This window comes from Geodermatophilus sp. SYSU D00965 (assembly GCF_054050075.1).
On sequence record NZ_JBJGYQ010000010.1, the window covers coordinates 78,460 to 101,375 of the forward strand.

24 protein-coding genes are annotated in these 22,916 nt (G+C 74.8%); 13 read left to right on the top strand and 11 right to left on the bottom strand.

The features are described from left to right. Positions 1-20 precede the first annotated feature (20 nt). A complete protein-coding gene (locus tag ACI789_RS11405) occupies positions 21-605 on the top strand; it encodes an HhH-GPD-type base excision DNA repair protein (RefSeq protein ID WP_457009036.1) in 585 nt (194 codons plus the stop codon). A 163-nt stretch (positions 606-768) separates the two neighbouring features. Further along, positions 769-1,110 (top strand): DUF3099 domain-containing protein, encoded by a 342-nt coding sequence (locus ACI789_RS11410; protein ID WP_456919209.1) that lies wholly within the window; start codon positions 769-771, stop codon positions 1,108-1,110. A gap of 4 nt (positions 1,111-1,114) precedes the next feature. Here the strand turns inward: ACI789_RS11410 and ACI789_RS11415 are convergent, their stop codons facing one another. Together ACI789_RS11415 and ACI789_RS11420 are read right to left on the bottom strand one after the other, a co-directional pair. After that, positions 1,115-1,987 carry a carbohydrate kinase family protein gene (locus ACI789_RS11415; protein ID WP_457009039.1) on the bottom strand — a complete coding sequence of 291 codons (873 nt, stop codon included), beginning with the start codon at positions 1,985-1,987 and terminating at the stop codon, positions 1,115-1,117. Positions 1,988-1,997: 10 nt separating this feature from the next. Beyond that, a complete protein-coding gene (locus ACI789_RS11420; RefSeq protein ID WP_457009041.1) occupies positions 1,998-2,927 on the bottom strand; it encodes a pseudouridine-5'-phosphate glycosidase in 930 nt (309 codons plus the stop codon). An 88-nt stretch (positions 2,928-3,015) separates the two neighbouring features. Between ACI789_RS11420 and ACI789_RS11425 the strand changes: the two genes are divergently transcribed. Then, complete coding sequence (locus ACI789_RS11425) at positions 3,016-3,243, top strand: DUF3039 domain-containing protein (RefSeq protein WP_457009043.1); 228 nt, start codon at positions 3,016-3,018, stop codon at positions 3,241-3,243. Between the two features lie 68 nt (positions 3,244-3,311). Here the strand turns inward: ACI789_RS11425 and ACI789_RS11430 are convergent, their stop codons facing one another. From ACI789_RS11430 to ACI789_RS11440, 3 genes are all read right to left on the bottom strand, one after another. Beyond that, entirely contained in the window at positions 3,312-4,379 is a 1,068-nt protein-coding gene (locus ACI789_RS11430) for a YihY/virulence factor BrkB family protein (protein ID WP_457009045.1), read from the bottom strand. A gap of 81 nt (positions 4,380-4,460) precedes the next feature. Further along, entirely contained in the window at positions 4,461-6,860 is a 2,400-nt protein-coding gene (locus tag ACI789_RS11435) for a VanW family protein (protein ID WP_457009047.1), read from the bottom strand. A gap of 143 nt (positions 6,861-7,003) precedes the next feature. After that, positions 7,004-7,228, bottom strand: a complete 225-nt coding sequence (locus tag ACI789_RS11440) for a DUF7455 domain-containing protein (RefSeq protein WP_012949566.1) — start codon at positions 7,226-7,228, stop codon at positions 7,004-7,006. Positions 7,229-7,861: 633 nt separating this feature from the next. On the opposite strand from ACI789_RS11440, the gene ACI789_RS11445 reads away from it, so the two are divergent. Beyond that, positions 7,862-9,292: an acyl-CoA dehydrogenase family protein gene (locus tag ACI789_RS11445; RefSeq protein WP_457009049.1), complete on the top strand. Its 1,431-nt coding sequence runs from the start codon at positions 7,862-7,864 to the stop codon at positions 9,290-9,292. Between the two features lie 62 nt (positions 9,293-9,354). Here the strand turns inward: ACI789_RS11445 and ACI789_RS11450 are convergent, their stop codons facing one another. After that, the gene (locus ACI789_RS11450) at positions 9,355-10,725 is read right to left on the bottom strand and encodes an RNA polymerase sigma factor (protein ID WP_457009051.1); all 1,371 of its coding nucleotides are present in this window, start codon (positions 10,723-10,725) and stop codon (positions 9,355-9,357) included. A gap of 305 nt (positions 10,726-11,030) precedes the next feature. Then, a complete protein-coding gene (ppgK, locus tag ACI789_RS11455) occupies positions 11,031-11,774 on the bottom strand; it encodes a polyphosphate--glucose phosphotransferase (RefSeq protein WP_457009053.1) in 744 nt (247 codons plus the stop codon). Between the two features lie 58 nt (positions 11,775-11,832). Here ppgK and ACI789_RS11460 point away from each other — a divergent pair, with 58 nt between their 5' ends. Further along, complete coding sequence (locus ACI789_RS11460) at positions 11,833-12,651, top strand: inositol monophosphatase family protein (protein ID WP_457009055.1); 819 nt, start codon at positions 11,833-11,835, stop codon at positions 12,649-12,651. Between the two features lie 19 nt (positions 12,652-12,670). Here ACI789_RS11460 and ACI789_RS11465 read toward each other — a convergent pair whose 3' ends face one another. After that, the gene (locus tag ACI789_RS11465; protein WP_456919200.1) at positions 12,671-13,219 is read right to left on the bottom strand and encodes a LytR C-terminal domain-containing protein; all 549 of its coding nucleotides are present in this window, start codon (positions 13,217-13,219) and stop codon (positions 12,671-12,673) included. A 58-nt stretch (positions 13,220-13,277) separates the two neighbouring features. Continuing rightward, positions 13,278-14,324, bottom strand: coding sequence for a phosphotransferase family protein (locus ACI789_RS11470; RefSeq protein ID WP_457009057.1), 1,047 nt, complete (start codon positions 14,322-14,324; stop codon positions 13,278-13,280). Between the two features lie 318 nt (positions 14,325-14,642). Here ACI789_RS11470 and ACI789_RS11475 point away from each other — a divergent pair, with 318 nt between their 5' ends. From ACI789_RS11475 to ACI789_RS11505, 7 genes are all read left to right on the top strand, one after another. After that, positions 14,643-14,945, top strand: coding sequence for a DUF4193 domain-containing protein (locus ACI789_RS11475; protein ID WP_089306675.1), 303 nt, complete (start codon positions 14,643-14,645; stop codon positions 14,943-14,945). A gap of 87 nt (positions 14,946-15,032) precedes the next feature. Then, positions 15,033-15,938, top strand: coding sequence for a hypothetical protein (locus ACI789_RS11480; protein WP_457009059.1), 906 nt, complete (start codon positions 15,033-15,035; stop codon positions 15,936-15,938). Between the two features lie 82 nt (positions 15,939-16,020). Then, positions 16,021-16,536, top strand: a complete 516-nt coding sequence (gene dut, locus ACI789_RS11485; RefSeq protein ID WP_457009061.1) for a dUTP diphosphatase — start codon at positions 16,021-16,023, stop codon at positions 16,534-16,536. 1 nt (position 16,537) lies between these two features. After that, on the top strand, positions 16,538-17,278 hold the full coding sequence (locus ACI789_RS11490) for a DUF3710 domain-containing protein (RefSeq protein ID WP_457009063.1): 741 nt from the start codon (positions 16,538-16,540) through the stop codon (positions 17,276-17,278). Next, positions 17,275-18,063 (top strand): alpha/beta hydrolase family protein, encoded by a 789-nt coding sequence (locus ACI789_RS11495; protein WP_457009065.1) that lies wholly within the window; start codon positions 17,275-17,277, stop codon positions 18,061-18,063. The genes ACI789_RS11490 and ACI789_RS11495 overlap by 4 nt, the downstream gene beginning before the upstream one ends. Before the next feature lie 2 nt (positions 18,064-18,065). Beyond that, a complete protein-coding gene (locus tag ACI789_RS11500; RefSeq protein WP_456919194.1) occupies positions 18,066-18,443 on the top strand; it encodes an OB-fold nucleic acid binding domain-containing protein in 378 nt (125 codons plus the stop codon). Positions 18,444-18,523: 80 nt separating this feature from the next. Beyond that, on the top strand, positions 18,524-19,294 hold the full coding sequence (locus ACI789_RS11505; RefSeq protein ID WP_457009068.1) for a DUF3159 domain-containing protein: 771 nt from the start codon (positions 18,524-18,526) through the stop codon (positions 19,292-19,294). Positions 19,295-19,380: 86 nt separating this feature from the next. Here the strand turns inward: ACI789_RS11505 and ACI789_RS11510 are convergent, their stop codons facing one another. Together ACI789_RS11510 and ACI789_RS11515 are read right to left on the bottom strand one after the other, a co-directional pair. Further along, complete coding sequence (locus ACI789_RS11510) at positions 19,381-20,049, bottom strand: potassium channel family protein (RefSeq protein WP_457009070.1); 669 nt, start codon at positions 20,047-20,049, stop codon at positions 19,381-19,383. Further along, the gene (locus tag ACI789_RS11515) at positions 20,049-20,717 is read right to left on the bottom strand and encodes a potassium channel family protein (RefSeq protein WP_457009072.1); all 669 of its coding nucleotides are present in this window, start codon (positions 20,715-20,717) and stop codon (positions 20,049-20,051) included. Before ACI789_RS11515 ends, ACI789_RS11510 begins: the two co-directional genes overlap by 1 nt. A gap of 151 nt (positions 20,718-20,868) precedes the next feature. Here ACI789_RS11515 and ACI789_RS11520 point away from each other — a divergent pair, with 151 nt between their 5' ends. After that, positions 20,869-22,905: an APC family permease gene (locus tag ACI789_RS11520; RefSeq protein WP_457009074.1), complete on the top strand. Its 2,037-nt coding sequence runs from the start codon at positions 20,869-20,871 to the stop codon at positions 22,903-22,905. Positions 22,906-22,916: the final 11 nt, after the last annotated feature.

The window sequence follows — 22,916 nt, forward strand, 5'->3', positions numbered from 1 at the left end:
GATGCGGCAGGATCGCGCGGGTGCCGACCGTGACCATCGCCCAGGACGCCGCCGCCGACGACCTGCTCGGCCGCGACCCGCTCGCGCTGCTGCTGGGCATGCTGTTCGACCAGCAGTTCCCCATGGAGCGGGCGTTCGCCGGTCCCCGACTGCTGGCCGACCGCATGGGGGTCGACACGCTGTCGGCGGCCGACGTCGCCGACGCCGACCCCGAGCAGCTGACCGCGTGGTTCCAGGGCCCGCCGGCGGTCCACCGCTACCCGGGCTCGATGGCCGGGCGTGCCCAGGCGGTCTGCCGGCTGCTGGTCGAGCGCTACGACGGCCGCGCCGAGGCGCTGTGGGCCGACGTCCCGGACGGCCGCACCCTGCTGAAGCGGATCGGCGAGCTGCCCGGGTTCGGTGCGCAGAAGGCCAAGATCCTCGTCGCCCTGCTCGGCAAGCAGTACGGCGTGACCCCGCCGGGTTGGCGGGAGGCCGCGGGGGAGTACGGCGAGGAGGGATCCCGCCGCTCGGTCGCCGACGTCACCGGCCCGGAGTCGCTGGCCGAGGTCCGCCGGTTCAAGCAGGAGAAGAAGCAGGCCGCGAAGGCCGCTGCCGGCTCCTGAGGACGGCGCGCCGGGGGCGCCTGCACCGGCCCGGATCGGGTGGCACGATGGGCGGCGACCCGGGGCCGTGCCGGGCCGGGCGCCGTCGGGACGCCGGGCGGCACGACCCGCGGAGGGGATCCGCCGAGCGCCGGTCACCCGGTCGGCGGAGGAGAGGAAGCCCGTGGCCTCGAGCCAGCAGCCCGCGCGTTCCCGCCGGCCGCAGCCGGTCCTCATCACCGAGGCCGCGCCGAGCCGGGCCGAGCTGCACGCGGCACGCAAGAAGCGCTACGTGCTCACCATGGCCGTCCGCGCCGTCAGCCTGATCCTGGCAGCGGTCTTCTACCAGACGCTGTGGCTGGCGTTGATCTTCGCGCTCCTCGGCACGGTCCTGCCGTGGATCGCGGTGATGATGGCCAACGACGAGCCGCCGAAGAAGAAGCTCGACGTCAACCGGTACGCCGCACCGCGACCCGACCGGATCCTCGAGAACCCGGCCCGCCCGGGCCGGGTCATCGAGCACTAGCGGGTCAGCGGGCTCCCGGCCGCGCCACGACGGCCGCCGCCCGCGCCAGGCCGGCGTCCAGCGCCCGCACCGGGTCGCCGTCGGGGTCGGCCAGCCACACCGACAGCAGGCCGGCGGCGAACGCGTCGCCGGCGCCGGTGGTGTCGACGACGGCCGCCGCGTGCGCCTGCCGGTGCAGCAGCACGTCGCCGGAGGCCCACAGCGCGCCGTCCGCACCGAGGGTCACCACGGCCACCGGGTGGCGGACGGCGAGCGCGCGGGCCGCGGTCGCCGCGTCGGCGCACCCGGTGAGCAGCCGGGCCTCGGCCTCGTTGGGCAGCACCAGCGTGGCCGCGGCCGTGTCGGCCAGCCAGCGGTCGACGCCGTAGCGGCCCAGCGGACCGGTCGAGGCCGGGTCCACCGACACGGTGCACCCGGCCGCCGCCGCCGCGGTCAGCGCCGCCAGACCCGCCGCGCGCGGCCGCGGGTCGAGCAGCGTGTACCCGGACAGGTGCAGGTGGCCGCCGGGGACCGGCGCCGGGACGTCCTCGGGCCGCAGCGCCAGGTTGGCCCCGCGGTCGGCGAGCATGCTGCGCTGCCCGTCGGGCTCCACCAGGCAGACGACGGTGCCGCTGGCCGCGCCGGGGACGGTGCGGACCGCCGGGGTCACCCCGGCCGCGGCGAGGTCGGCGACCAGCCCGCGCCCGGCCGGGTCGTCGCCCACGCAGCCGGCGAGCACCACCGGCGTGCCCAGCTCGGCCAGGTGGACGGCGACGTTGGCCCCGGCGCCGCCACCACGGCTGCGGATGGCCGCCGGCCGGTCCGACCCCGGCGCGGGCTCGCCGTCGAGCACCACGACGACGTCGGTGGCCAGGTCACCGACGACCACGACGGTCACGGGCGGCCGCTCAGCGGGCGTGCGCGGCCAGGGCCGCGGCGATCTCGCCGGCCAGCTCGGCGTTGCGGAGCACCAGCCGCACGTTGACCGCCAGGGTGGCGCCCTCGCTGGCCCGGTGCAGGTGGTCGAGGACGAACGGGGTCACGGCCTTGCCGCGCACCCCCGCCGTCTCGGCCGCGGCCAGCGCCCCGGCGATGACCCGGTCGTGCAGCTCCGGGTCCAGCTGCTCGTCGGCCGGCAGCGGGTTGGCGACGACGACCGCGCCCGGCGCCAGGTCGCGGCGGGCGGCGAAGACCGCGGCGGCCTGCTTGGCGTCGTCCACGGACCAGTCGACGGTCGCGCCGGAGTCGGCGACGTAGAAGCCGGGGAAGGTCGTGGTGCGGTAGCCGACGACGGTCACCGACAGCGACTCCAGCCGCTCCAGCGTGGCCGGGACGTCGAGGATCGACTTCACCCCGGCGCAGACCACGACCAGCGGGGTGCGGGCGAGGGCGACCAGGTCGGCGGACTCGTCGAACGTCTCCGCCGACTGGCGGTGCACCCCGCCGAGCCCGCCCGTGGCGAACACCCCGATGCCCGCGCGGGCGGCCAGCAGCGCGGTGCTCGACACCGTCGTCGCGCCGCTGAGCCCCAGCGCGGTCGCCACCGGGAGGTCGCGCACCCCGAGCTTGGCCAGGTCCGGGTCGCCGCAGACCCGGTCCACCTGCTCGGCGGTGAGCCCCACGTGCGGCACGCCGTCGAGGACGGCGATCGTGGCGGGCACCGCCCCGCCGGCCCGGACGGCGGCCTCCACCCGGTCGGCGGCGGCGCGGTTGTCCGGCCGCGGGAGTCCGTGGGCGAGCAGGGTGCTCTCGAGGGCGACCACCGGGCGGCCGGCAGCGAGCGCGTCGGCGACCTCGGGGGAGAGCTGGGCGGGATGCGGCGGGGTCTCGGCGTGCACCCTGCCATCATGGGGGCGGGGGAGCCGTGTCCGGCCGCTGGCGGCGGGCGCGCCCCGACCGCCGTCCCCGATCTCCAGGGAGCAGCCCGTGAGCAGCACCGGCATCCTCGAGAAGCCCGACGTCCGCGAGGGCGACACCGGCAACGCCAACGAGGTCTTCCACTACGTCCGGAAGAACAAGATCGCCGAGAGTGCGGTCATGGGCACGCTCGTCGAGGCGCTCTGCGGCGAGGTGTTCCCGGTGACCAAGTCGCCCAAGCCCGGCAGCCCGGTGTGCCCGGCCTGCAAGGAGGTCTACGAGCAGCTCAAGAAGTAGGAGGACCCCCTTGCCCCCCGCCGCTCGCAGGCTCGCGGCGGTGCCCTGGACGGGGCCGAGGGACGCTCTCAGAGCAGGTCGAGGCGCCGGGCGCGCTCCAGCTTGGCCGCCCGGCGCTCCTGCCGGCGCTTCTGGTGCCGGCGCAGCGGTGCCGGCCAGCGCGCCTGGATGGTGGCGTTCAGCTCCGCGCCGAGCAGCACCGCCATCCCGAAGAAGAAGCAGAACAGGAGCGCGGCGATCGGGGTGGCCAGCGCCCCGTAGGGCAGCGTCGCGGTGAGGATGTCGGCCACGTAGGCGCGGGTCAGCAGCGCGGTGACGATGAAGAACGCCACGGCGAGCAGGGTGCCCGGCAGGTGCCGCCGCCAGGGCAGCCGCCGAGGCAGGACCACGTGGTAGAAGCTGGTCAGGGCCAGGACCAGGCCGACGAGCACGACCGGCCAGTAGACGGCGTTGACCAGCACCGTGGCGGTGTCGCGCCAGTCGGCCGGGAGCAGCGAGACCAGGACCTCGCGGCCGAGCACGAGCAGCGGCAGGGTGAGCACCGCGAGCACCATGCCGACGACGAACAGCCACAGCGCCATGAGCCGGGTGCGGATCGGTCCCCGGACGTCGCGCTGGTCGTAGGCGATGACGATCGTGTTCATGAACGTCGCGGTGCCCGACGACCCGGCCCACAGGGCGAGCAGGAACCCGACGCTGACCACGTCGAGCCGCCCGGAGCCGAGGATGTCGTTGAGCGTCGGCTGCACGAGCGAGTTGACGACGTCGGGCGTGAGCGCCCGGGCCGAGGCGGTGACCAGCTGGTCCTCGATCCGGGCGACGGTGGCCTCGCCGATGAACGTGCCGAGGTAGCCCAGCGAGCCCAGCAGCCCGATGAGCAGCGGGGGCACCGACAGGATCTGCCAGAACGCCGCCTCGGCGGAGAGGCCGAGGATGCGGTCGCCCCAGGCCTTGGCCACCGTGCGGGCGAGCACCTGCAGCGGCACGCGGACCGGCGCGGGCCAGCGGCTCAGGCGTCCCCGCGGTGGGGCCCCGGTCGCCGCGGTGGCGGCGGTCGCGCCGGAGGGGGCCGGTGCGGCACCGTCGGGGGCGCTTCCTGCGGGGGCCGGCGACCCACCGGGCAGGACGGTGCTCATCACCCCAGTGTGCACGTCGCCCCGCCGGGCGACCTGCGGCCGGCCGGGAGCCGCTGCGCAGGTCGCCCGATCGGAGGAGCGTCAGTCGCCCGAGTCGGAGGACTCCGGCTCCGCCTCGTCCGGTGCCGGCTCGGAGTCGGCCTCGGGCTCCGGCTCGGGAGCCACGCAGCGGATGACCGCCTCGGCGGCGTAGGTGGTCTCGAAGGTCTCGCGCCGGACCTCCGCGCCCTGCAGGTCGCGGATGATGCGGGTGACGGTCACGTCGAAGCCCTGGACGCCGGACTGGGCGATGCAGTCGCCGTCGTCGACCTTCTCCTGCACCGCCGGCTGGCGGTAGTTGGTCCGCGCGCCCTCGATCGCCTCGACCTCGTAGCGCTTGGTCCCGTAGAAGGTCACCGTGATCGAGCCGCCGCCCCCGGCGCGGGGCTCCCACCGGGTGTCGACGAAGACGCCGGTGTCGGTGTCGTTGCGCCACTGCAGGTCGATGACGCCCTCGTACACCGTGGCCTCGCGGCCGGCCGGGTAGCGGCTGATGTAGAAGCTGTGCGGTTTGTGGTAGACGTCCTCGAGGCCGGCGAAGAACACCGCGTTGAACATCGTCGTGGCGAACTGGCTGATCCCGCCGCCGACCGCCGTCGACAGCTCGCCGCCGCTGATGACGTTGGCCGGCACGTAGCCCTGCGCGGTGCCCCGCGGGCCGGTGAAGGTGTTGAGGCTGAAGGTCTCGCCGGGCATGACCAGCGCGCCGTCCACCTCCTCGGCGACCACGCGGATGTTGGTGCCGCTGGCGCTGTTGGTCGTGGTGGTCGTGAAGGAGCTGATCTCCTCGCGGATCCCGAGCGCCTGCGCCTCCTCGGTGGTGAGGTCGGCCGGGACCGGGCCCAGCTGGGCGGTCACGGCGCGCGGCGCCGGCTGGGGCAGCACCTCGAGCAGCTGGCCGGCCAGCTCCGCCGGGTCGACCCCCTGGCCGTCGACCGAGGGGACGACGGCGACCGCGCCGCCGGAGATCTCGAAGCGGGCGTCCTCGGCAGGGGTGCCGAATTCAGCGAGGTCGTCGCCGGTCGCCTCCTGCAGGGCCGCCGGGTCGACGGCGACGGCGAGCACGCCGTCCTCCTGCGGGGTGAAGGTCAGCGAGGCGGCGATCGCCTCCACCGGGATCTCCGCCGACGTGGCGCCGTCCTGGCTGGTGACCGTGACCGGCGCGGCCAGCGCGGGGGTGACGGTCTCGGCCAGCACCCGCTCGGCCTCCGCGGCGTCCACCGAGACCTCGGCGACGTCGACGGGCAGCTCGATCGGCGTGGCGGGGTCCCCGCCGGAGGCCAGCGTGGAGGTGATCGCCGCCGCGGACGCCTCCTGGTCGAGGCTGCGCCCCTCCTCGGGGGTCACCACGGTCGGCGTCGTCCCGTCGAGGGTGATCGTGGCGTCGACCGGGGCGCGGTCGACCTGGGCGGCGATCGCGTCGACCTGGGTGGTCAGCGCGTCGTCCTGCACGGTGAGCACCGGGTCGACGGCCCGGTCGCTGAACAGCGAGACCAGGCGGGTCCAGGGGTTGAGCGGCTGGTCGTCCGCGGCGTCGACGGTGCCGTCGACGTCCAGCGTGATGCCCGCGGCGGCGGGGGAGAGGGGCAGTTCCACGTCCTCGGCGACCACCACGTGGTCGGCGCCGATCCGGGGCTCCAGGTCGGCCCGCAGCCGCTCGGCGGCGGCGGCGGGGGACAGGCCACCGAGGTCGACACCGGCGACGACGGTGTTGCGGGGCACGTCCCCGCCGGCGACGAGCAGGTCGAGGCCGTAGGCCGCGCCGAGGACGGCGACCGCGGCGACGGGGGCCAGCACGGCCGGACGCCGCCACCACGGCCGGCCGGGGCCCACGCCGTCGGGGCTCGGGCCGTCGGGAGCCGGGCCGTCGCCGGGACCGCTGGAGCCCGGGCCACCGGAGCCGGGGCCACCGGGGACGGCGTCGTCGGTGGCGTCGTCGCCGGACCTCGGCGCGTGCGGCGCGTGCTCCGCGTCCGCTGCGGCGGGCGACACGGCGGGGGACTCCACCGGCGGGACCACGGAGGTGGGCGCCTGCTGCCCGGGAGCGGGCAGGTCGCGGGGGGCCTCGCCGGGAGCGAAGCGGATGTCCTGGGTCGCGCGGTCCTCGTCGTCCGACGCGACGGCCGGCGCGTCCCCGGACGGCTCCGGCTCGTCCGCCACCCCGGCGGCCCCGTCGGCGACCGGCGTCGGCTCGGCGTCCGCGTCGGCCTCGGCGTCGAGGTCGGAGTTGGAGTCGGGGTCGGCGGCGGGAGGCGCGGCCGGCGGGACGGGCGGGCCCGCGGGGGCGCTGCCCTCGGCGGTCAGCGGGCCGCGGTCGCGCGGCACCGGGCGCGTGTCGTCGGACAGCACCGGCTGCCCGAGCCGGACGGTCTGGTCCGGCAGTGCGGCGTCGTCCTCCGGAGCCGAGGGCTGCGGCGCGGACGGCGTGATCTGTGGGGGCATCGAGGGGTCTCCGGGTCGCCGTCGACCGGGGGACCCCGGGAACGACGGAGCCGCCGGCGTCCCGTCCGCACCAGGCGGGGAAGGGACGCCGGCGGCGGCGTCGGGTGAGGGCTTCATCGCAGTCTGCGACGATAGCTCCTCCGTCAGTGACTGAGGCGCTGCTCGCCGTCTGTCTCGATGATGTCGACGGCGATGTCGCGCAGCTTGCCCTCGTACTCACGGGCGTGGTGCCCGCAGAAGACGAGGTCGCTGCCGCTGGCGAGGACGACACGCACCTTGGCCAGCGCACCGCAGCGGTCACAGTGGAAGGGGACGACCAGGTCGTCGGCGGGCGGGGTCGTCGTCAGCGTCTGGGTCATCTGGGTCATCACTCGCTCTCTACCGCACGGACCCGCGGCTGCGGATCGGCCTCCTGCACAGCGCCAGGATGGAGCCCTCTGTTCCCGATCCTGCCGATCGGACGGGGGACTCGCCGGGTGCCGGTGAGCCGGGTGCCGCCTGATGCGGGTGGGGCGGGTCAGCAGGGACGTCACTGGGTGGTGCTGGTCTGTCGTCGTCGTGCCTGTGGTTCTCGTCGGTCTCGTGCGCCGGGTCAGTGTCCGGCTCGTGGGTCCGCTGCTGTCTTGACGTCCTCCACGCTACGCCGCTTACCCGGACGGTGACGGCGTACACCGCCCCTCCGGCTCATCCGGGTGAGATCGTGACCTCCTCGACACCCGGCTGTGACCTGGGGCACTGCGGTGTCACGCGCCCGGAACGTCGGCGCACCGTGGCGATCGGCCGCTCCCGACGGCGGCCCGAGCTGGGGCTCCGGGACACCCGCGCCGTGGAGCCGCCCGGGCCTGCCGGTGCCGGGACGAGACGTTGGGCCCTTCTCGCCTGGAGCGCGGACGCACGACTGTGACAAGCGACACAGCCTCGTCCGCAACCCGGCTCGGGGCCGTGCTCCCGGCCGCCGACGTGGTCGGCCGGCACTCCGGTCTCCCGAGGAGAGGGTCGCCATGTCGATCGACTTCGCGCCGTCCAGCGGCATCAACTTCGCGCTCAGTGGGGATCAGAAGAAGGTCCAGCTCGCCGCTCGCGACTTCGCGGAGAACGTGCTGGCGCCGATCGTCCGGGACGCGGACCGGGAGCCGGACCCCCTGAAGGCGTTCCAGATGACCAAGCCCGCCTACGTCGAGGCGTACAAGCGCGGGATCGCCTTCGGGATGCTGCCGAAGGAGTACGGCGGGGGAGGGCTGACCACCGTCGAACTGATCCTGGCCGCCGAGGAGCTGTGTGCCGTCGACCCGGGGTTCGCCTGCACGGTCCTGGTGAACGGCCTGGCGCTGATGCCGGTCTGGTACTGGGGGACCGAGGAGCAGAAGCGGCGGGTCATCGGAGCGGCCACGTCGGACCCGTCCGGTGAGTTCATCGCCGGGTACGCCGCCAGCGAGCCCCCGGGGACGCCCGGCGGCACGGCCAACTTCGACACCCCGCTGGCCCACCCCGTCGGCATCGGTGTGACCGCGCGGCGGGACGGTGACCACTACGTGCTCAACGGTCGCAAGTACTGGCCGTGCAACGTCGCGGGGTGGGACGGCGAGGGCGCGAACGTCAACCTCGTCGTCGTCCGCACGGACCCGGAGAAGGGCGGCACCGAGGGGCTCTCCGCGATCCTGGTGGAGCGCGGGACCCCCGGCGTGACGTACTCCCTGATCGACACCTTCGGGCACCGACTCACGCCGAACGCTGAGATCGTCTTCGAGGACGCCCGGGTGCCCGCCGACAACCTCGTGCAGGGGACGCTGGGGAACGGCGACCTGCTCATCAACCGCAACTTCGCCTGGTCCGGCCCGGTCGCCGGTATCGCCGCGGTCGGTGTCGCACGTGCTGCGTACGAGGCCGCGCTGCAGTGGGCGAGGACCTACACCGCGGGCAGCCCGCACCCGATGATCCAGTTCCAGAACGTGGGGTACGTGCTGGGCGACGTGGCCGCGCGCATCGAGGCCTGTCGGTACTTCTGCTGGAAGGCGGCGCACTACATCGACGAGCACGACTTCCACGGCGAACTGATCGGCGCGCTGAACAAGACCTTCTGCACCGAGATCCTCCTGGACAGCGTCTACAAGTGCATGCAGGTCGTCGGGGTCAACAGTGCCGACAAGAAGCACGCGTTCGAGAAGTACCTCAGGGAGGCGGCGATCTTCCCCATCTACGACGGCGGCAACTTCGGGATGCAGCGACGCCGGGTCCACGGCGTCCTGGCGAGTCCCGACTTCAACCCCCGGGCGCTGATGGACAACGAGAACGTCGAGTTCACCAAGGCCATGGAGACCATCGACACCGTCCAGCAGGTCGAGGCGCGGCCCCAGCCGGTGGCGCCCACTCCGCGCACCGCGCAGGGCGAGGACCTGCCCGCGGCGCCTGCGCCCACCGCGCAGCAACGCTGACCGAGACGACGAGGGCCCCTGGGCGTCTCCGCCCAGGGGCCCTCGTGGCCCTCCTGCCCTGCTCAGTCGAGGTAGTCGCGCAGCACCTGGGAACGGCTCGGGTGGCGCAGCTTCGACATCGTCTTGGACTCGATCTGCCGGATCCGCTCACGGGTCACGCCGTAGACCTGGCCGATCTCGTCCAGCGTGCGCGGCTGGCCGTCGGTGAGGCCGAAGCGCAGCCGGACGACGCCGGCCTCCCGCTCGGACAGGGTCTGCAGCACGCTGGTCAGCTGGTCCTGCATGAGCGTGAAGCTCACCGCGTCGACGGCGACGACGGCCTCGGAGTCCTCGATGAAGTCACCGAGCTGGCTGTCGCCCTCGTCGCCGATGGTCTGGTCGAGGCTGATCGGCTCCCGGGCGTACTGCTGGATCTCCAGCACCTTGTCCGGCGTGATGTCCATCTCCTTGGCCAGCTCCTCCGGGGTGGGCTCGCGGCCCAGGTCCTGGAGCAGCTCGCGCTGGATGCGGCCGAGCTTGTTGATGACCTCGACCATGTGCACCGGGATGCGGATGGTGCGGGCCTGGTCGGCCATGGCGCGGGTGATGGCCTGGCGGATCCACCAGGTGGCGTACGTGGAGAACTTGTAGCCCTTGGTGTAGTCGAACTTCTCCACCGCGCGGATCAGGCCGAGGTTGCCCTCCTGGATGAGGTCCAGGAACGCCATGCCGCGGCCGGTGTAGCGCTTGGCGAGGGAGACCACCAGGCGGAGGTTGGCCTCGAGCAGGTGGTTCTTGGCGCGCTCGCCGTCGCGGACGATCCAGTTGAGGTCGCGGCGCATCTGCGGGGAGAGCTTCTGGCCCTCCTCCTCGGCCTGGCGCAGCCGCTCGGCGGCGTAGAGCCCGGCCTCGATCCGCTTGGCGAGGTCGACCTCCTCCTCCGCGTTGAGCAGCGCGACCTTGCCGATCTGCTTGAGGTAGGCGCGGACCGAGTCGGCCGAGGCGGTGAGCTCGGCGTCCTTGCGGGCCTGGCGGAGGGCCTCGGACTCCTCCTCGTCGTCCCACTCGAAGTCGCCACCCTCGGCGGCGGCCTCCTCGGGGGTGGGCTCGGCGTCGGCGACGCCGTCGGGGCCGGCGACGACGGTCTCGTCGATCTTGAGCCCCTCGCCGTCGACGACCGCGACCGTGGCGTCGTCGGTGGCCACGGCGGTCAGCACGGCGCCGCCCTCACCGGTGCCCGGCGACGGCGTGATGCTCGGCTTGCGGGAGCCCTTGGCGGCGCTGGTCTTCGCCGGTGCCTTCTTGCGGGCCGGGGCCTTGGCCGGTGCGGCCTTGGCGTCGCCTGCGGATACCGGTGCGCTGGTCCTGGTCGCCCGGGGGGCGGCGGCGACCGTCCTGGAGCGACTCGAGGTGCTCGCTGCGGCTGCTTCCGGTGCTGGCTGGTCGGCGGGCACTCAGGTTCCTTCCCGTTCTGGGTGCGTTCCCCGGGGGCCCTGTGGTCCCCGGGCAGCGGCCTCGGCCGGCGTCCGGAGCGGGAGAGGTCCCGACGAAACGACCGGCGTTTGGCCGGCGCGGGTGCGGGGGATGCCTCTCGGCTGAGGAGCGACGGGGCGGGGCTCTCTCATTGTAACGACGGACCGCGCCGAAACCACCGTTGCGGACCCGTGGTGCTCGCTCGCACGGGGTGAACGGACCGGTCCAGGCACGTTCTCACCCTGTGTGGTGGCCCGGCAGCCGATGGGCACGCGGCGCGCCGGGCTCACTGCCCGATGCGCTCCTCCGCCGCGAGGGCCGCCCCCACGATGCCGGCGTCGTTGAGCAGCTGCGCCGGGACGACCGGCGTGCGCGTGGTCAGCATGGGCACCCACTTGTGCGCCTTCTTGCTCACGCCGCCGCCCACGATGACCAGGTCCGGCCACAGCCCGGTCTCCAGGACGTCGAGGTAGCGGTCGACCCGCTTGGCCCACTGGGGGTAGCTGAGGTCCTCCCGCTCGCGGGCGGCGGCGGACGCCCGCCGCTCGCCGTCCTCGCCGTCGACCTGGATGTGCCCGAACTCGGTGTTGGGCACGAGGACGCCGTCGGTGAACAGCGCACTGCCGATGCCGGTGCCGAAGGTCAGCATCAGCACCACGCCCTTCTTGTCGCGGCCGGCTCCGTAGCGCATCTCGGCCAGCCCGGCGGCGTCGGCGTCGTTGAGGGTCTGCACGCCGTCGGGCAGGACGGCGTCGAGCCCCGCGGCGACGTCGGTGCCCAGCCACGTCTTGTCCACGTTGGCCGCGGTGAAGGCGACCCCGTGCTTGAGGACGCCGGGGAAGGTGACCCCGACGCGCCCGTCCCACTCGAAGTGCCGGACCACCCGCGACACGACGTCGTAGACCGGCTGCGGCAGGGCCGGCTGCGGCGTCTCGATGCGCAGCCGCTCACCCTTCAGCTCCCCGGTGTCGAGGTCGACCACGCACCCCTTGATCCCGCTGCCACCGATGTCCACCCCGAAGCCCAGCACGCGGTCAATCTAGTGACCGGCGCCGCAGGCGGCAGTCCCGCTCGTGCAGGATCGCCCCGTGACCACCCCCGTGGACCCCGCCGCCCTGCTCGACCTCGCCGTCGCGACCGCGCGCGAGGCCGCCGACCTGGTGGCCCGCGGGCGCGCCTCGGCGGCCGCGCAGGTCGACGTCAAGTCCAGCCCGACCGACGTCGTGACCGCGGTCGACAAGCAGTGCGAGGAGCTCATCACGGCGCGGCTGCTGGGGGCGCGGCCCGACGACGGCGTCCTCGGTGAGGAGGGCGCGTCGCGGGAGGGGCGCAGCGGGGTGCGCTGGGTGGTCGACCCCATCGACGGCACCGTCAACTTCCTCTACGGGCTGCCCGCGTACGCGGTCTCCATCGGGGCCGAGGTGGACGGCGCCGGGGTGGTCGCGGGCGTGGTGCTCAATGCGGCCACCGGGGAGACGTTCACCGCCACCGCGGGGGGAGGGGCGTTCGTCACCTCCCCGGCGCACCGGGAGCCGGTCCGGCTGCAGTGCAGCCGGCCGGCGTCGCTGGGCCAGACGCTGGTCGCCACCGGCTTCGGGTACCGGGAGGAGCAGCGGCGCGCGCAGGGGGCGGTCGTCGCCCGGCTGCTGCCCGAGATCCGCGACATCCGCCGCTTCGGCTGCGCCGCGCTGGACCTGTGCGCGGCCGCGGCCGGCCGGCTGGACGCCTACTACGAGGAGGGACTCAACCCCTGGGACTACGCCGCCGGGGCGCTCGTGGCCGCCGAGGCGGGGCTGGTGGTCACCGGGCTGCCCGGCCGCCCGTTCGCCGACCCGCTCGGGATCGCGGCCGCGCCGTCGGTCGCCGAGGAGTTCGTCGCGCTCCTGGACCGCTTGCACCCCCGCTGAGGGAGGACGCCGTCCGCTCTCAGCAGGCGGCGGCCGCGCTCTCGACGGTGCTGAGCGCGGCAGCGACCTCCTCGGGGCCGGAGAGGCTGTCGGGGAAGGCGAACTCCGGGCCGATGACCAGGTCGACCTGGGCGGTGGCCCGGGTGTCGAGGTAGTCGCCGGCGCCCTGGAGGAACAGCCCCAGGTAGGCGGCCGCGTCGTTGCCCCGCGGGCCGTGCCGGATCTCGCCCACCCCGGTCACCTCGCGGTCGCTGGGGTCGTTGGCGACCTCGTCGACGACGAAGCCGCGGCCCTGCAGCTCGGCGGCGACCTGCTGGGCCAGCCCCGCGGTGTCGGTGGCGTTGAAGACCCGTACCGACAGGGTGCCCGGGTCCAGCGACGGCGGGGCGGCCGACGCGGTGGTGCACGCCGCCGCCTGGGCGGCGTCGCGGTCCTGCTCGTCCTGCAGGACGTTCCACCACACGGCCAGCGCGGCCAGGGCCAGCACGAGCAGGAAGATCAGCGGGGGGATCGGGCGCCGGCCGCTGCGGGGGCGCACCGCGGGACGGTCGGTCGGCGGCGCGCTCACGGGCTGTCTCCCCCTCGATGCCTGGTGGTCGGCGGGAGTCTAGGGCCGGTCGGCGGGGCTAGATGGCACCGTCGTCCAGCGCGGCGCGTCCCCGCTCCACGCAGGGGTCGATGCGCTCCTCGTAGCCGGAGGTGTCCTTGCCGGCCATCGCGCCCGCCTTCGAGCGGGCCACGATGCCGGCGACGATCGCGGCGAACTTGAAGTAGGCGAACGCCACGTACCAGCGGAGGTCGGCGAGGTCGAGGGAGGTGTGGGATGCGTAGCGCTCGGCGACCTCCGTGCGGCTGGGGAAGCCCGGCAGCGCCGTCACGCTGCTCTGGCCGGTGATGCTCTCCTCGCCGGCCTGGGGCCAGTAGACGAACAGCATCCCCAGGTCGGCGAGCGGGTCCCCGAGGGTCGACATCTCCCAGTCCAGGACGGCCCGGATGCGGCCGGGGGTGTCGGGGTCGAGCAGGCAGTTGTCCAGCCGGTAGTCACCGTGGACGACGGCGTGCCGCTGGGTGGCCGGCACCGTCTCGGCCAGCCGGGCGGCCAGCGCGTCCAGGCCGGGGCGGTCGCGGTCGCGGGTGGCGTCCCACTGCTTGGTCCAGCGGCGCACCTGCCGGGTCATGAAGCCCTCCGGCCGCCCGAAGCCGCCCAGGCCGACGGCCTCGTAGTCGACCGAGTGCAGGTCGGCGAGGACGTCGACGAGCCCCTCGCCGATGCGCCCGCGCTGGGCGGGCTCGTCGGCGTAGCCGGGCGGGATGGTGTCGACGACGTGCAGCCCCACCACGCGCTCCATCACGTAGAAGGGGGCGCCGAGGACGGCGGGGTCGGTGCACAGGTGCAGGGTGCGGGGGACCGGCACCGGCGTCGGCCCCAGCGCGCTGACGACCCGGTGCTCCCGCTCCATGTCGTGCGCGGTCGCCAGTACCGCTCCGGTCGGGGGCCGGCGCAGGATGACCTCGTCGCCGGGCGCCCCGCAGTCCGGGGTCACGATGTACGTGAGGTTGGACATGCCCGCGGCGATGAGGTCGACGCGCACGTCGCGCCAGCGCTCGTCGCAGAAGACGGAGGCCAGGTAGGGCCCCACGACGGACGGATCGGCACCCACCGGAGTCGCCACGGGCGCAGGGTAACCTCTGGCGCTCCGCATCCCGTCCGACCGGATCCGGTGCCGATGTGTTCGACCCGTCGGACCGGGCACAAACGGGGACCGCGCGACGTTGGGGGGTCCGCCGGTCACTCCGGAGCCGGAGCCCCCCGTCGCCGGAGGGTCGGCCGGCGCGGACTGCAGCACCCGGTCGGTGCCCGCTCAGGCGGGTGCCGGCCTCCCGACCACCGGTCGCCCCCGGCGACCGGCCAGGACGACAGCGCCCCGGCGCAGCCGTCAGACGATGCGGGCGCCGACGCCCGAAGAATCCCCGGAGGAGGGGCACACCCCATGGCCACCGACTACGACGCCCCACGCCGCAACGAGGCCGACGAGCTCGGCGAGGACTCGCTCGAGGAGCTCAAGGCGCGGCGAGCCGAGGCGCAGTCCTCGTCGGTCGACGTCGACGAGACCGACTTCAACGAGAACCTCGAGCTCCCCGGCGCGGACCTGTCCAACGAGGAGCTCACCGTCCGTGTCCTCCCCAAGCAGGAGGACGAGTTCACCTGCTCCCGGTGCTTCCTCGTGCAGCACCGCAGCCGGCTCGCCGCCACCAAGGGCGACCAGCTGTACTGCCGCGACTGCGCCGCCTGAGAAAGGACCCCCCTGCCCCCCTCGCAGGCTCGCGGCGGGACCCTGCAGGGGAGCCGCCCGGGAGAGGGCTCGACGGAGGAGGAGTCGATGACCGACGACCGTGAGCGGACGGCCGCGGTGCGTGACGTACCGCCCCCGCGCCCGGTTCCGGCCGCGGCCACCGCTGGCCCACCGGCCGAGGAGGGCCCGCTCGCCCGGGCCGGCCGGAAGGTCGCCGACGCCGTCTCCGGGTTGCTCGGCGGCCCGGCCGGCGGCGCCGACGAGGGACGCCGGTCGGCTGCCGCCGCCACACTGCGCGACGTGGCGTCCGCGGTCGCGGCGGCCGCCGGGTCCCTCCTCGGGGGCAGCGGCGACCGCGACCGCCCGCGCGGTGGGGACACCCCGCCGGCGGAGGGCGGCACCGGCTGGGCGCCCGGCGCGGTCCTGAGCGACCTGCTGGCCGCGGCCGTCCCGGCGCTGCCCATCCGCGACGGCCGCCGGCTGCGCGAGGCGTACCCGGACGCCACCGACGAGGAGATCGCCGACGCCCTCGTCGACCGCGCCGTCCGGCTGACCGGGGCGATCGGCGCGGCCACCGGCGGGATCACCGCCGCGTCGTGGTTCGCGCCGGCGTCGCTGGTGGCACTGCCCCTGGAGCTGGGTGCCGAGACGGTGCTCAGCGCCGCGGTGGAGGTCGTGCTCATCGGCGAGCTGCACGAGCTCTACGGCCGGCCGGCGCCCGGTGACGCCCGGGCCCGCGCGGCCGCCTACCTGTCGAGCTGGTCGTCGCGGCGGGCCGTCGCCGACTCGCCCGTCCCCGGCCTCGGCGTCCTGCTGACCGGAGCCACGGTGCGGGGCCTGCGCCGCAGCGTCGGCCGCCGGCTGGCCCGGACCGTGCCGGCGGCCGCGCCGTTCCTCGTCGGGGCGGCGCTGGGCGGGCGCGGCAACCGCCGGGCCACCGAGGCCCTGGCCCGCCGCGTGCGCGCCGACCTGCAGTCGCCCCGACCCCGCTGAAGGACCCCGTCCTCCTCAGCCCTCGCAGGCTCGGGGCGAGCCTCGGGACGGGGCCGGGCCGGCGCGCGGCTAGGGTGCCGACGTGCCCGACCCTGCCGTGCCCGTGACCGCACTCCCGGAGGTCGCCGTCCACGAGATCGAGGTGCCGGTCCGGCTGACCTCCCCCGAGCACGTCGTCCCCGCCTACGCGCTGCCGGGCGATGCCGGCGCCGACCTGTCCGTCGCCGAGGACGTCGAACTGGCGCCGTTCCAGCGGGCGCTCGTGAGCACCGGGGTGGCCGTCGCCATCCCCGAGGGCTACGCCGGGTTCGTGCACCCGCGGTCGGGCCTGGCGCACCGGCTCGGGCTGAGCCTGGTCAACGCGCCGGGCACCATCGACGCCGGGTACCGCGGGGAGATCAAGGTCAACCTGGTCAACCTGGACCCCACCACGCCGCTCACGCTGCGCCGGGGCGACCGGGTCGCCCAGCTCGTCGTGCAGCCGGTGGTGCGGGCGCGGTTCGTCCCGGTCGAGCAGCTGCCGGACAGCTCCCGCGGGACCGGCGGGCACGGCTCGACCGGCGGGCACGCGAGCGCACAGTCGAAGGGGCTGAGCTGACATGCCGTTCGGACGCCGACGCAACCGGATCGACCGCAGCCTCCGCGAGCGCGGGGTGCCCCCGGAGCCGCAGCACCGCGAGCGCGAGGTCGAGGAGACCTCCGGCCCGTGGGACGAGGCCGACGCGCCCGACGACGGCGTGGCCCGCATCGACCTGGGCTCGCTGCGACTGCCCGCCGTCCCGGGGATGGAGCTGCGGGTCGACGTCAACGCCCAGCAGAAGGTGATCGGCGCGACCCTGCGGGCGGGGGAGTCGCTGCTGCAGGTGTCGGCGTTCGCCGCGCCCCGGGCCGGTGGCATCTGGGACGACGTCCGCGCCGACCTGGCACGCAGCGCGTCCGGGCAGGGCGGCCGGCTCCGGGAGGTCGAGGGGCCGTTCGGCCCCGAGCTGGCCGGCTCGGTGCTGGCGACGCCGCCCGCGCAGCCCGGCCAGCCGGCACCCAAGCCGGTGCGTCGTGCTGCCCGCTTCCTCGGGGTCGACGGCCCGCGGTGGTTCCTGCGCGGCATGGTGAGCGGCCCGGCCGCCGAGAGCCCGGAGGCGGCGGCCGCGCTGGAGGAGGCGTTCCGGCAGATCGTCGTCGTCCGCGGGCACGACCCGATGCCGGTCCGTGAGCAGCTGCCGCTCACCCTGCCGCCGCAGGCGGCGGCGCAGGTCGCCGCCCAGGCGGCCCGGCGGCAGGGCCAGGCCGGGCCGCAGCCCGCGCCGCCGCAGGCCCCGACCCCGCCGCCGCCCGGCCCGTGAGCACCACCACCGCCGCGTACGGACCGCACCCGGACCAGTTCCTCGAGCTGACCCTCCCGGACGGGCCCGGGCCTGCACCGGTGGCCGTGGTCCTGCACGGCGGTTTCTGGCGGGCCGCGTACGGGGTCGAGCTGGCCCGTCCGCTGGCCGCCGACCTGGCCGGCGCCGGGTTCGCCGCGGTCGCCGTCGAGTACCGCCGGGTCGGCGCCGACGGTGGCTGGCCGGCCACCCTGGAGGACGTCGCGGCGGCGCTGGACGCCCTGCCCGGCCTCGACGGCGCGGACCGGCTCGACCTCACCGACGTCTCCGTGGTGGGCCACTCCGCCGGCGGCCACCTGGCCGCGTGGGCCGCCGGCCGCGCCCGGCTGCCGGAGGGGGCGCCCGGCGCGGACCCGCGGGTGCGGGTGGCCGCCGCCGTCCTGCAGGCCGGGGTGCTCGACCTGGAGACGGCCGCCGCGCAGGGGCTCGGCGACCGCGCTGTCCAGGCGCTGCTCGGCGGGGAGCCGTCGGACGTCCCGGAGCGGTACGCCGCCGCCGACCCGGTGCGGCTGGTGCCGGCCGGCGCCGACCTGCTGTGCGTGCACGGCACCGCGGACGACGTCGTGCCGCCGGAGCAGAGCGAGCGCTACGCGCGGGCCGCGGAGGCGGCGGGGGAGCGGGTCGAGGTGCGGCTCGTCGACGGCGACCACATGGTGCTGATCGACCCCGCCGGAGCGCCGTGGGCGCTGGTCCGCGAGTGGCTGCGGGACCGCACCGCCGGGCGGCGCGCCCGATCTACGCTCTAGGGGTGACAGAGACTCGTTCGGGCGGCTGGCTCGCGCGGACCCTCCAGCGGCTGACCGCCGACGACCACACCATCGACGCCGAGCAGCTGCGCGCCGGGTCGGCCAGGTCCGGGTGCGAGCCGGTCAGCGCGTGCCGCAAGGGGGAGGTCGTCACGGTCACCGGCCGGCTGAAGTCGGTCGTCTACACCCCTCGCGAGACCGTCCCGACCCTCGAGGCCGAGCTGTTCGACGGCTCGGGGTCGGTCACGCTCGTCTGGCTGGGCCGCCGTCGGATCCCCGGCATCGAGCCGGGCCGCACGCTCAGCGCCCACGGCCGGTTCGCGTCCTTCGACGGCCGGCAGGTCATCTACAACCCCCGGTACGAGCTGAGCGCCGGGTGACGGCTGCGCCCGAGGGGGACGGGCGCCCCGGTCCCGGGGGCGGACCCGAGCCGGCCGAGAGCGGGGCCACGCCCGGCCCCGTGGCCTTCGACCGGCACCTGGTCCTGGAGCAGCTCGGTGGCTGGCGGGGCATGATCGACGCCTCGCTGCCGACGATCGCGTTCATCGTCGGCAACTCGCTCGGCGGGCTGCGGGCGGGCATCGTGTCGGCGCTCGGCGCCGCCGTCCTCGTCTTCGGGCTCCGGCTGGTGCGCCGGGAGAGCGTGCAGCAGGCGGTCAGCGGCCTGTTCGGCGTCGCGATCGCCGTCGGCATCGCCGCCTTCTCCGGCCGGGCCCGGGACTTCTTCGTACCGGGGCTGATCCGCAACGCCGCGCTCGGCGTGGTGCTGCTCGGCTCGATCCCGGTGCGCTGGCCGCTGGTCGGGGTGATCGCCGAGTTCCTGGCCCCGAGCCACCTGGGGGCGATGGCGTCGCACTCGATGCCCGGGCTGCGGCGGCGGATCGACCGGGTGAACGCACACCTGCACCACCGTCCCGCGCCGGACCCGCAGACCGGCGAGCGACCGAAGGACCCCGAGCCGGAGCGGCACTGGCGCGAGGACCCGCGGATGCTGCGCGCCTACTCGTGGCTGACGGTGATGTGGGGTCTGGTCTTCCTCGCGCGCGTCCTCGTCCAGTGGGTGCTCTACCGCGCCGACGAGGTGGAGCTGCTCGGCACGGCGTCGCTGCTGCTCGGCCTGCCGGTCACCGCCGTGGAGGTCGTGGTGACCCTGTGGGTGGTGTCCCGGCTGCACCGGCACCGCGCCGAGCCGGCCGACTCCGGCCCCGAGGAGCAACGCCCCGCCGCGTGAGAAAGGACCCCCTGCCCCCCGCCACTCGCACGCTCGCGGCGGGACCCTGCAGGGGGGCCGAGCGGTGAGCAGGACGGGGTCCTGTCTCAGGCGACCGTCGCGGGGGAGAGCACCTGCTGCAGCTGCTCCTCGACGTCGGCGTGCGTGACGAACAGCAGCTCGTCCCCGGCCTCGAGGGGCTCGTCGGGCCCGGGGGTGATGACCCGCTCGCCGCGCAGGATCGCGGTGAGCACCGTCTCCCGCGGCAGCGGCACCTCGCCCAGCGCCTTGCCCACCCACGGGGTGTCCTCGGCGAGGGTGATCTCGACGAGGTTGGCCGCGCCCTTGCGGAAGCTCATCAGCCGGACGACGTCGCCGACGGTCACCGCCTCCTCGACCAGCGCCGCGAGCACCCGCGGTGTGGAGACGGCGACGTCCACGCCCCAGGCCTCGGTGTAGAGCCACTCGTTGCGGGGGTCCTTGACCCGGGCGACGACGCGGCCGACGGCGAACTCGGTCTTGGCCAGGAGCGAGACGACCAGGTTGGCCTTGTCGTCGCCGGTCGCGGCCACCACGACGTCGCACGTGGCCAGCTGCGCCTCCTCCAGCGAGGAGACCTCGCAGGCATCGGCCTGCACCCACTCGGCACCGGGCACCGAGCGGGTGCGGACCTTGCGGCCGTCCTTCTCGATGAGCATCACGGTGTGCCCGTTGGAGAGGAGCTCGCCGGCGATGGAGCGGCCGACGGCGCCGGCACCCACGATGGCAACGCGCATCAGTGTTCCCCTCCCTGGGGACCCCGTTCGACCACCTCGTGCACCCGCGGGGTGATCGCGTCGGTCGAGGCGACCACCAGCTGGTCGCCGTCCTGCAGGACCGTGGCCGGGGTCGGCAGCTGGGCATCGCCGTAGCGGACCAGCCAGGCGGCGCGGGCGCCGGAGGCGGCCTCCAGGTCGGCGAGCTTGCGGCCCACCCAGGCCTCGGTCACGGTCACCCGCATCAGCAGCACCTGGCCGGTGGGCTCCCGCCAGAGCTCGCTGACCTTGACCGAGAGCAGCTCGCGGAGCAGCCGGTTCACCGTCCACGGGACGGTGGCCACGCTCGGGATGCCCATCCGCTCGTAGACCTCGGCGCGCTTGGAGTCGTAGATCCGCGCGACGACGTGCTGGACGCCGAAGGTCTCGCGCGCGACGCGGGCGCTGATGATGTTGGAGTTGTCGCCGCTGCTGACGGCGGCGAACGCCCCGGCGGAGTCGATGCCGGCGTCCAGCAGCGTCTGCCGGTCGAAACCGAGCCCGGTCACCTGGCGGCCGGTGAAGTCGGGGCCGAGCCTGCGGAAGGCCTCCGGGTCCTGGTCGATGACGGCCACGCTGTGGCCGATCTCCTCCAGGCGACGGGCGATCGCCGATCCGACGCGGCCGCAGCCCATCACGACCACGTGCACTGGGTTCTCCCCGCTCGTGCGCCGGCGCCTGCCGCCCGCGCTGTCCGGCCGCGAAGCTACACCCGGGCGGGGCCGTCGCCGTCGTCCGCAGCGCCGCATCTCACCCTCCGGGCGGGGGCGGCAGGTCACCCGGCGTCCGTACCATCGCGCCGTGCCACACCTGTCCGACCTCGGACACCTCCCGAAACGGCTGCTCCTCGGCCGCGCCGTCCGCAGCGACCGCGCCGGGGAGTCGTTGCTGCCCAAGCGGCTCGCCCTGCCCATCTTCGCCAGCGACCCGCTCTCCTCCGTGGCCTACGCCACGCAGGAGATCCTCATCGTGCTGACGCTGGCCGGCACGGCGTTCCTCTTCCTGGCGCCGTGGCTGGCGATCGCCGTCGTCGCGCTGCTGGCGACCGTGGTGCTCTCCTACCGCCAGGTCGTCCGGGCCTACCCCTCCGGCGGTGGGGACTACGAGGTCGCCTTCAAGAACCACGGGCAGTTCGCCGGCCTCACGGTGGCCAGCGCGCTGCTGGTCGACTACGTGCTGACCGTCGCGGTGTCCGTGGCCTCCGGCACGGACAACATCATCTCCGCGTTCCCCTCGCTCAACCAGCACCGCGTGGTCATCGCCGTGGGGCTGGTGGCGCTGCTCGCGGCGGCCAACCTGCGCGGGCTGCGCGAGTCGGGGCGCACCTTCGCCGTCCCGACGTACCTGTTCATCACCGGCATCCTGGTGATGGTCGCCACCGGGCTGGTGCGGGACCTGTTCACCGATTCCCCGGTGGTCGCCGAGACGGCCGGCTACACGGTCACGCCCGAGCCCGGCTACGAGAACCTGGCCGGGTTCGCGCTGCTGTTCTTCGCGCTGCGCGCGTTCGCCTCCGGCTGCACGGCACTGACCGGGGTGGAGGCGATCGCCAACGGCGTCCCGGCCTTCAAGCCGCCGAAGAGCAAGAACGCTGCCACCACGCTGGCGCTCATGGGCGGGATCGCCGCGACCATGTTCGCCGGCGTCACCGCGCTCGCCCTGGCCGGCGACGTCAAGTACGTCGAGAACCCCTGCGACCTCGAGGGCTTCGCCAACTGCGAGACCGAGCCGCAGCGGACGGTCATCGCCCAACTCGCCGCGGCGACCTTCGGCGGGGACACCTCGCCGCTGTTCTTCTACATCCAGGCGGCCACCGCGCTGGTCCTCATCCTGGCCGCGAACACCGCGTTCAACGGCTTCCCCCTGCTGGGGTCGGTGCTCGCGCAGGACCGGTTCATGCCGCGCCAGCTGCACACCCGCGGGGACAAGCTGGTCTACAGCAACGGCATCCTGCTGCTGGCCGGGTTCGCCGCGCTGCTGATCGTCGCGTTCGACGCCGATGTCAACCGGCTGATCCAGATGTACATCGTGGGCGTCTTCACGAGCTTCTCGATCGGCCAGTGGGGGATGGTCCGGCACTGGAGCCGGGAGCTGCGCACCGAGACCGACGCGCTGGCCCGCCGCCGGATCCGGCGCTCGCAGACCATCAACGCCCTCGGCGGGTCGCTGACCAGCGTGGTCCTGGTGATCATCGTGATCACCAAGTTCACCCGCGGCGCGTGGCTGGTCATCCTCGTGATGCCGCTGCTGTTCCTGCTGATGAAGGCGATCAACCGGCACTACTCGCACGTGGCCGAGCAGCTGGTGCCCGACACCGACTCCCGGATGCTGCCCAGCAAGGTGCACGCCATCGTGCTGGTCTCCAAGGTGCACAAGCCGACGCTGCGCGCGCTGGCCTTCGCGCGGGCCACCCGCCCGGACGTGCTGACCGCCCTCACGGTCAACGTCGACGACGCCGAGACCCGCGGGCTGCAGGCGCAGTGGGAGAAGTACGACATCCCGGTCCCGCTGACCGTGCTCGAGTCGCCGTACCGGGAGATCACCCGGCCGGTCCTCGACTTCGTCAAGGGCATCCGGCGGGACAGCCCGCGGGAGCTGGTCGTCGTCTTCGTGCCCCAGTACGTCGTCGGCCACTGGTGGGAGAACGTGCTGCACAACCAGAGCGCGCTGCGGCTGCGGGCGCGGCTGCAGTTCATGCCCGGCGTCATGATCACCACGGTGCCGTGGCAGCTGGAGAGCTCGGTCGGCCGGGACGACGACGGCCGCGGCAACGGGCCCGCGCCCGGCGACCTGCGCCGTGGGCTGACCGAGGAGACCGGAGCCACCCCCTATGGCTGAGCGCCGTCCGT

Bases quoted from the DNA above. Each gene is read 5' to 3' on its own strand.
- ACI789_RS11430 (WP_457009045.1), bottom strand. From the start codon at position 4,379: ATGAGCACCGTCCTGCCCGGTGGGTCGCCGGCCCCCGCAGGAAGCGCC.
- ACI789_RS11435 (WP_457009047.1), bottom strand. From the start codon at position 6,860: ATGCCCCCACAGATCACGCCGTCCGCGCCGCAGCCCTCGGCTCCGGAG.
- ACI789_RS11440 (WP_012949566.1), bottom strand. From the start codon at position 7,228: ATGACCCAGATGACCCAGACGCTGACGACGACCCCGCCCGCCGACGAC.
- ACI789_RS11445 (WP_457009049.1), top strand. From the start codon at position 7,862: ATGTCGATCGACTTCGCGCCGTCCAGCGGCATCAACTTCGCGCTCAGT.
- ACI789_RS11475 (WP_089306675.1), top strand. From the start codon at position 14,643: ATGGCCACCGACTACGACGCCCCACGCCGCAACGAGGCCGACGAGCTC.
- ACI789_RS11480 (WP_457009059.1), top strand. From the start codon at position 15,033: ATGACCGACGACCGTGAGCGGACGGCCGCGGTGCGTGACGTACCGCCC.
- ACI789_RS11490 (WP_457009063.1), top strand. From the start codon at position 16,538: ATGCCGTTCGGACGCCGACGCAACCGGATCGACCGCAGCCTCCGCGAG.
- ACI789_RS11510 (WP_457009070.1), bottom strand. From the start codon at position 20,049: ATGCGCGTTGCCATCGTGGGTGCCGGCGCCGTCGGCCGCTCCATCGCC.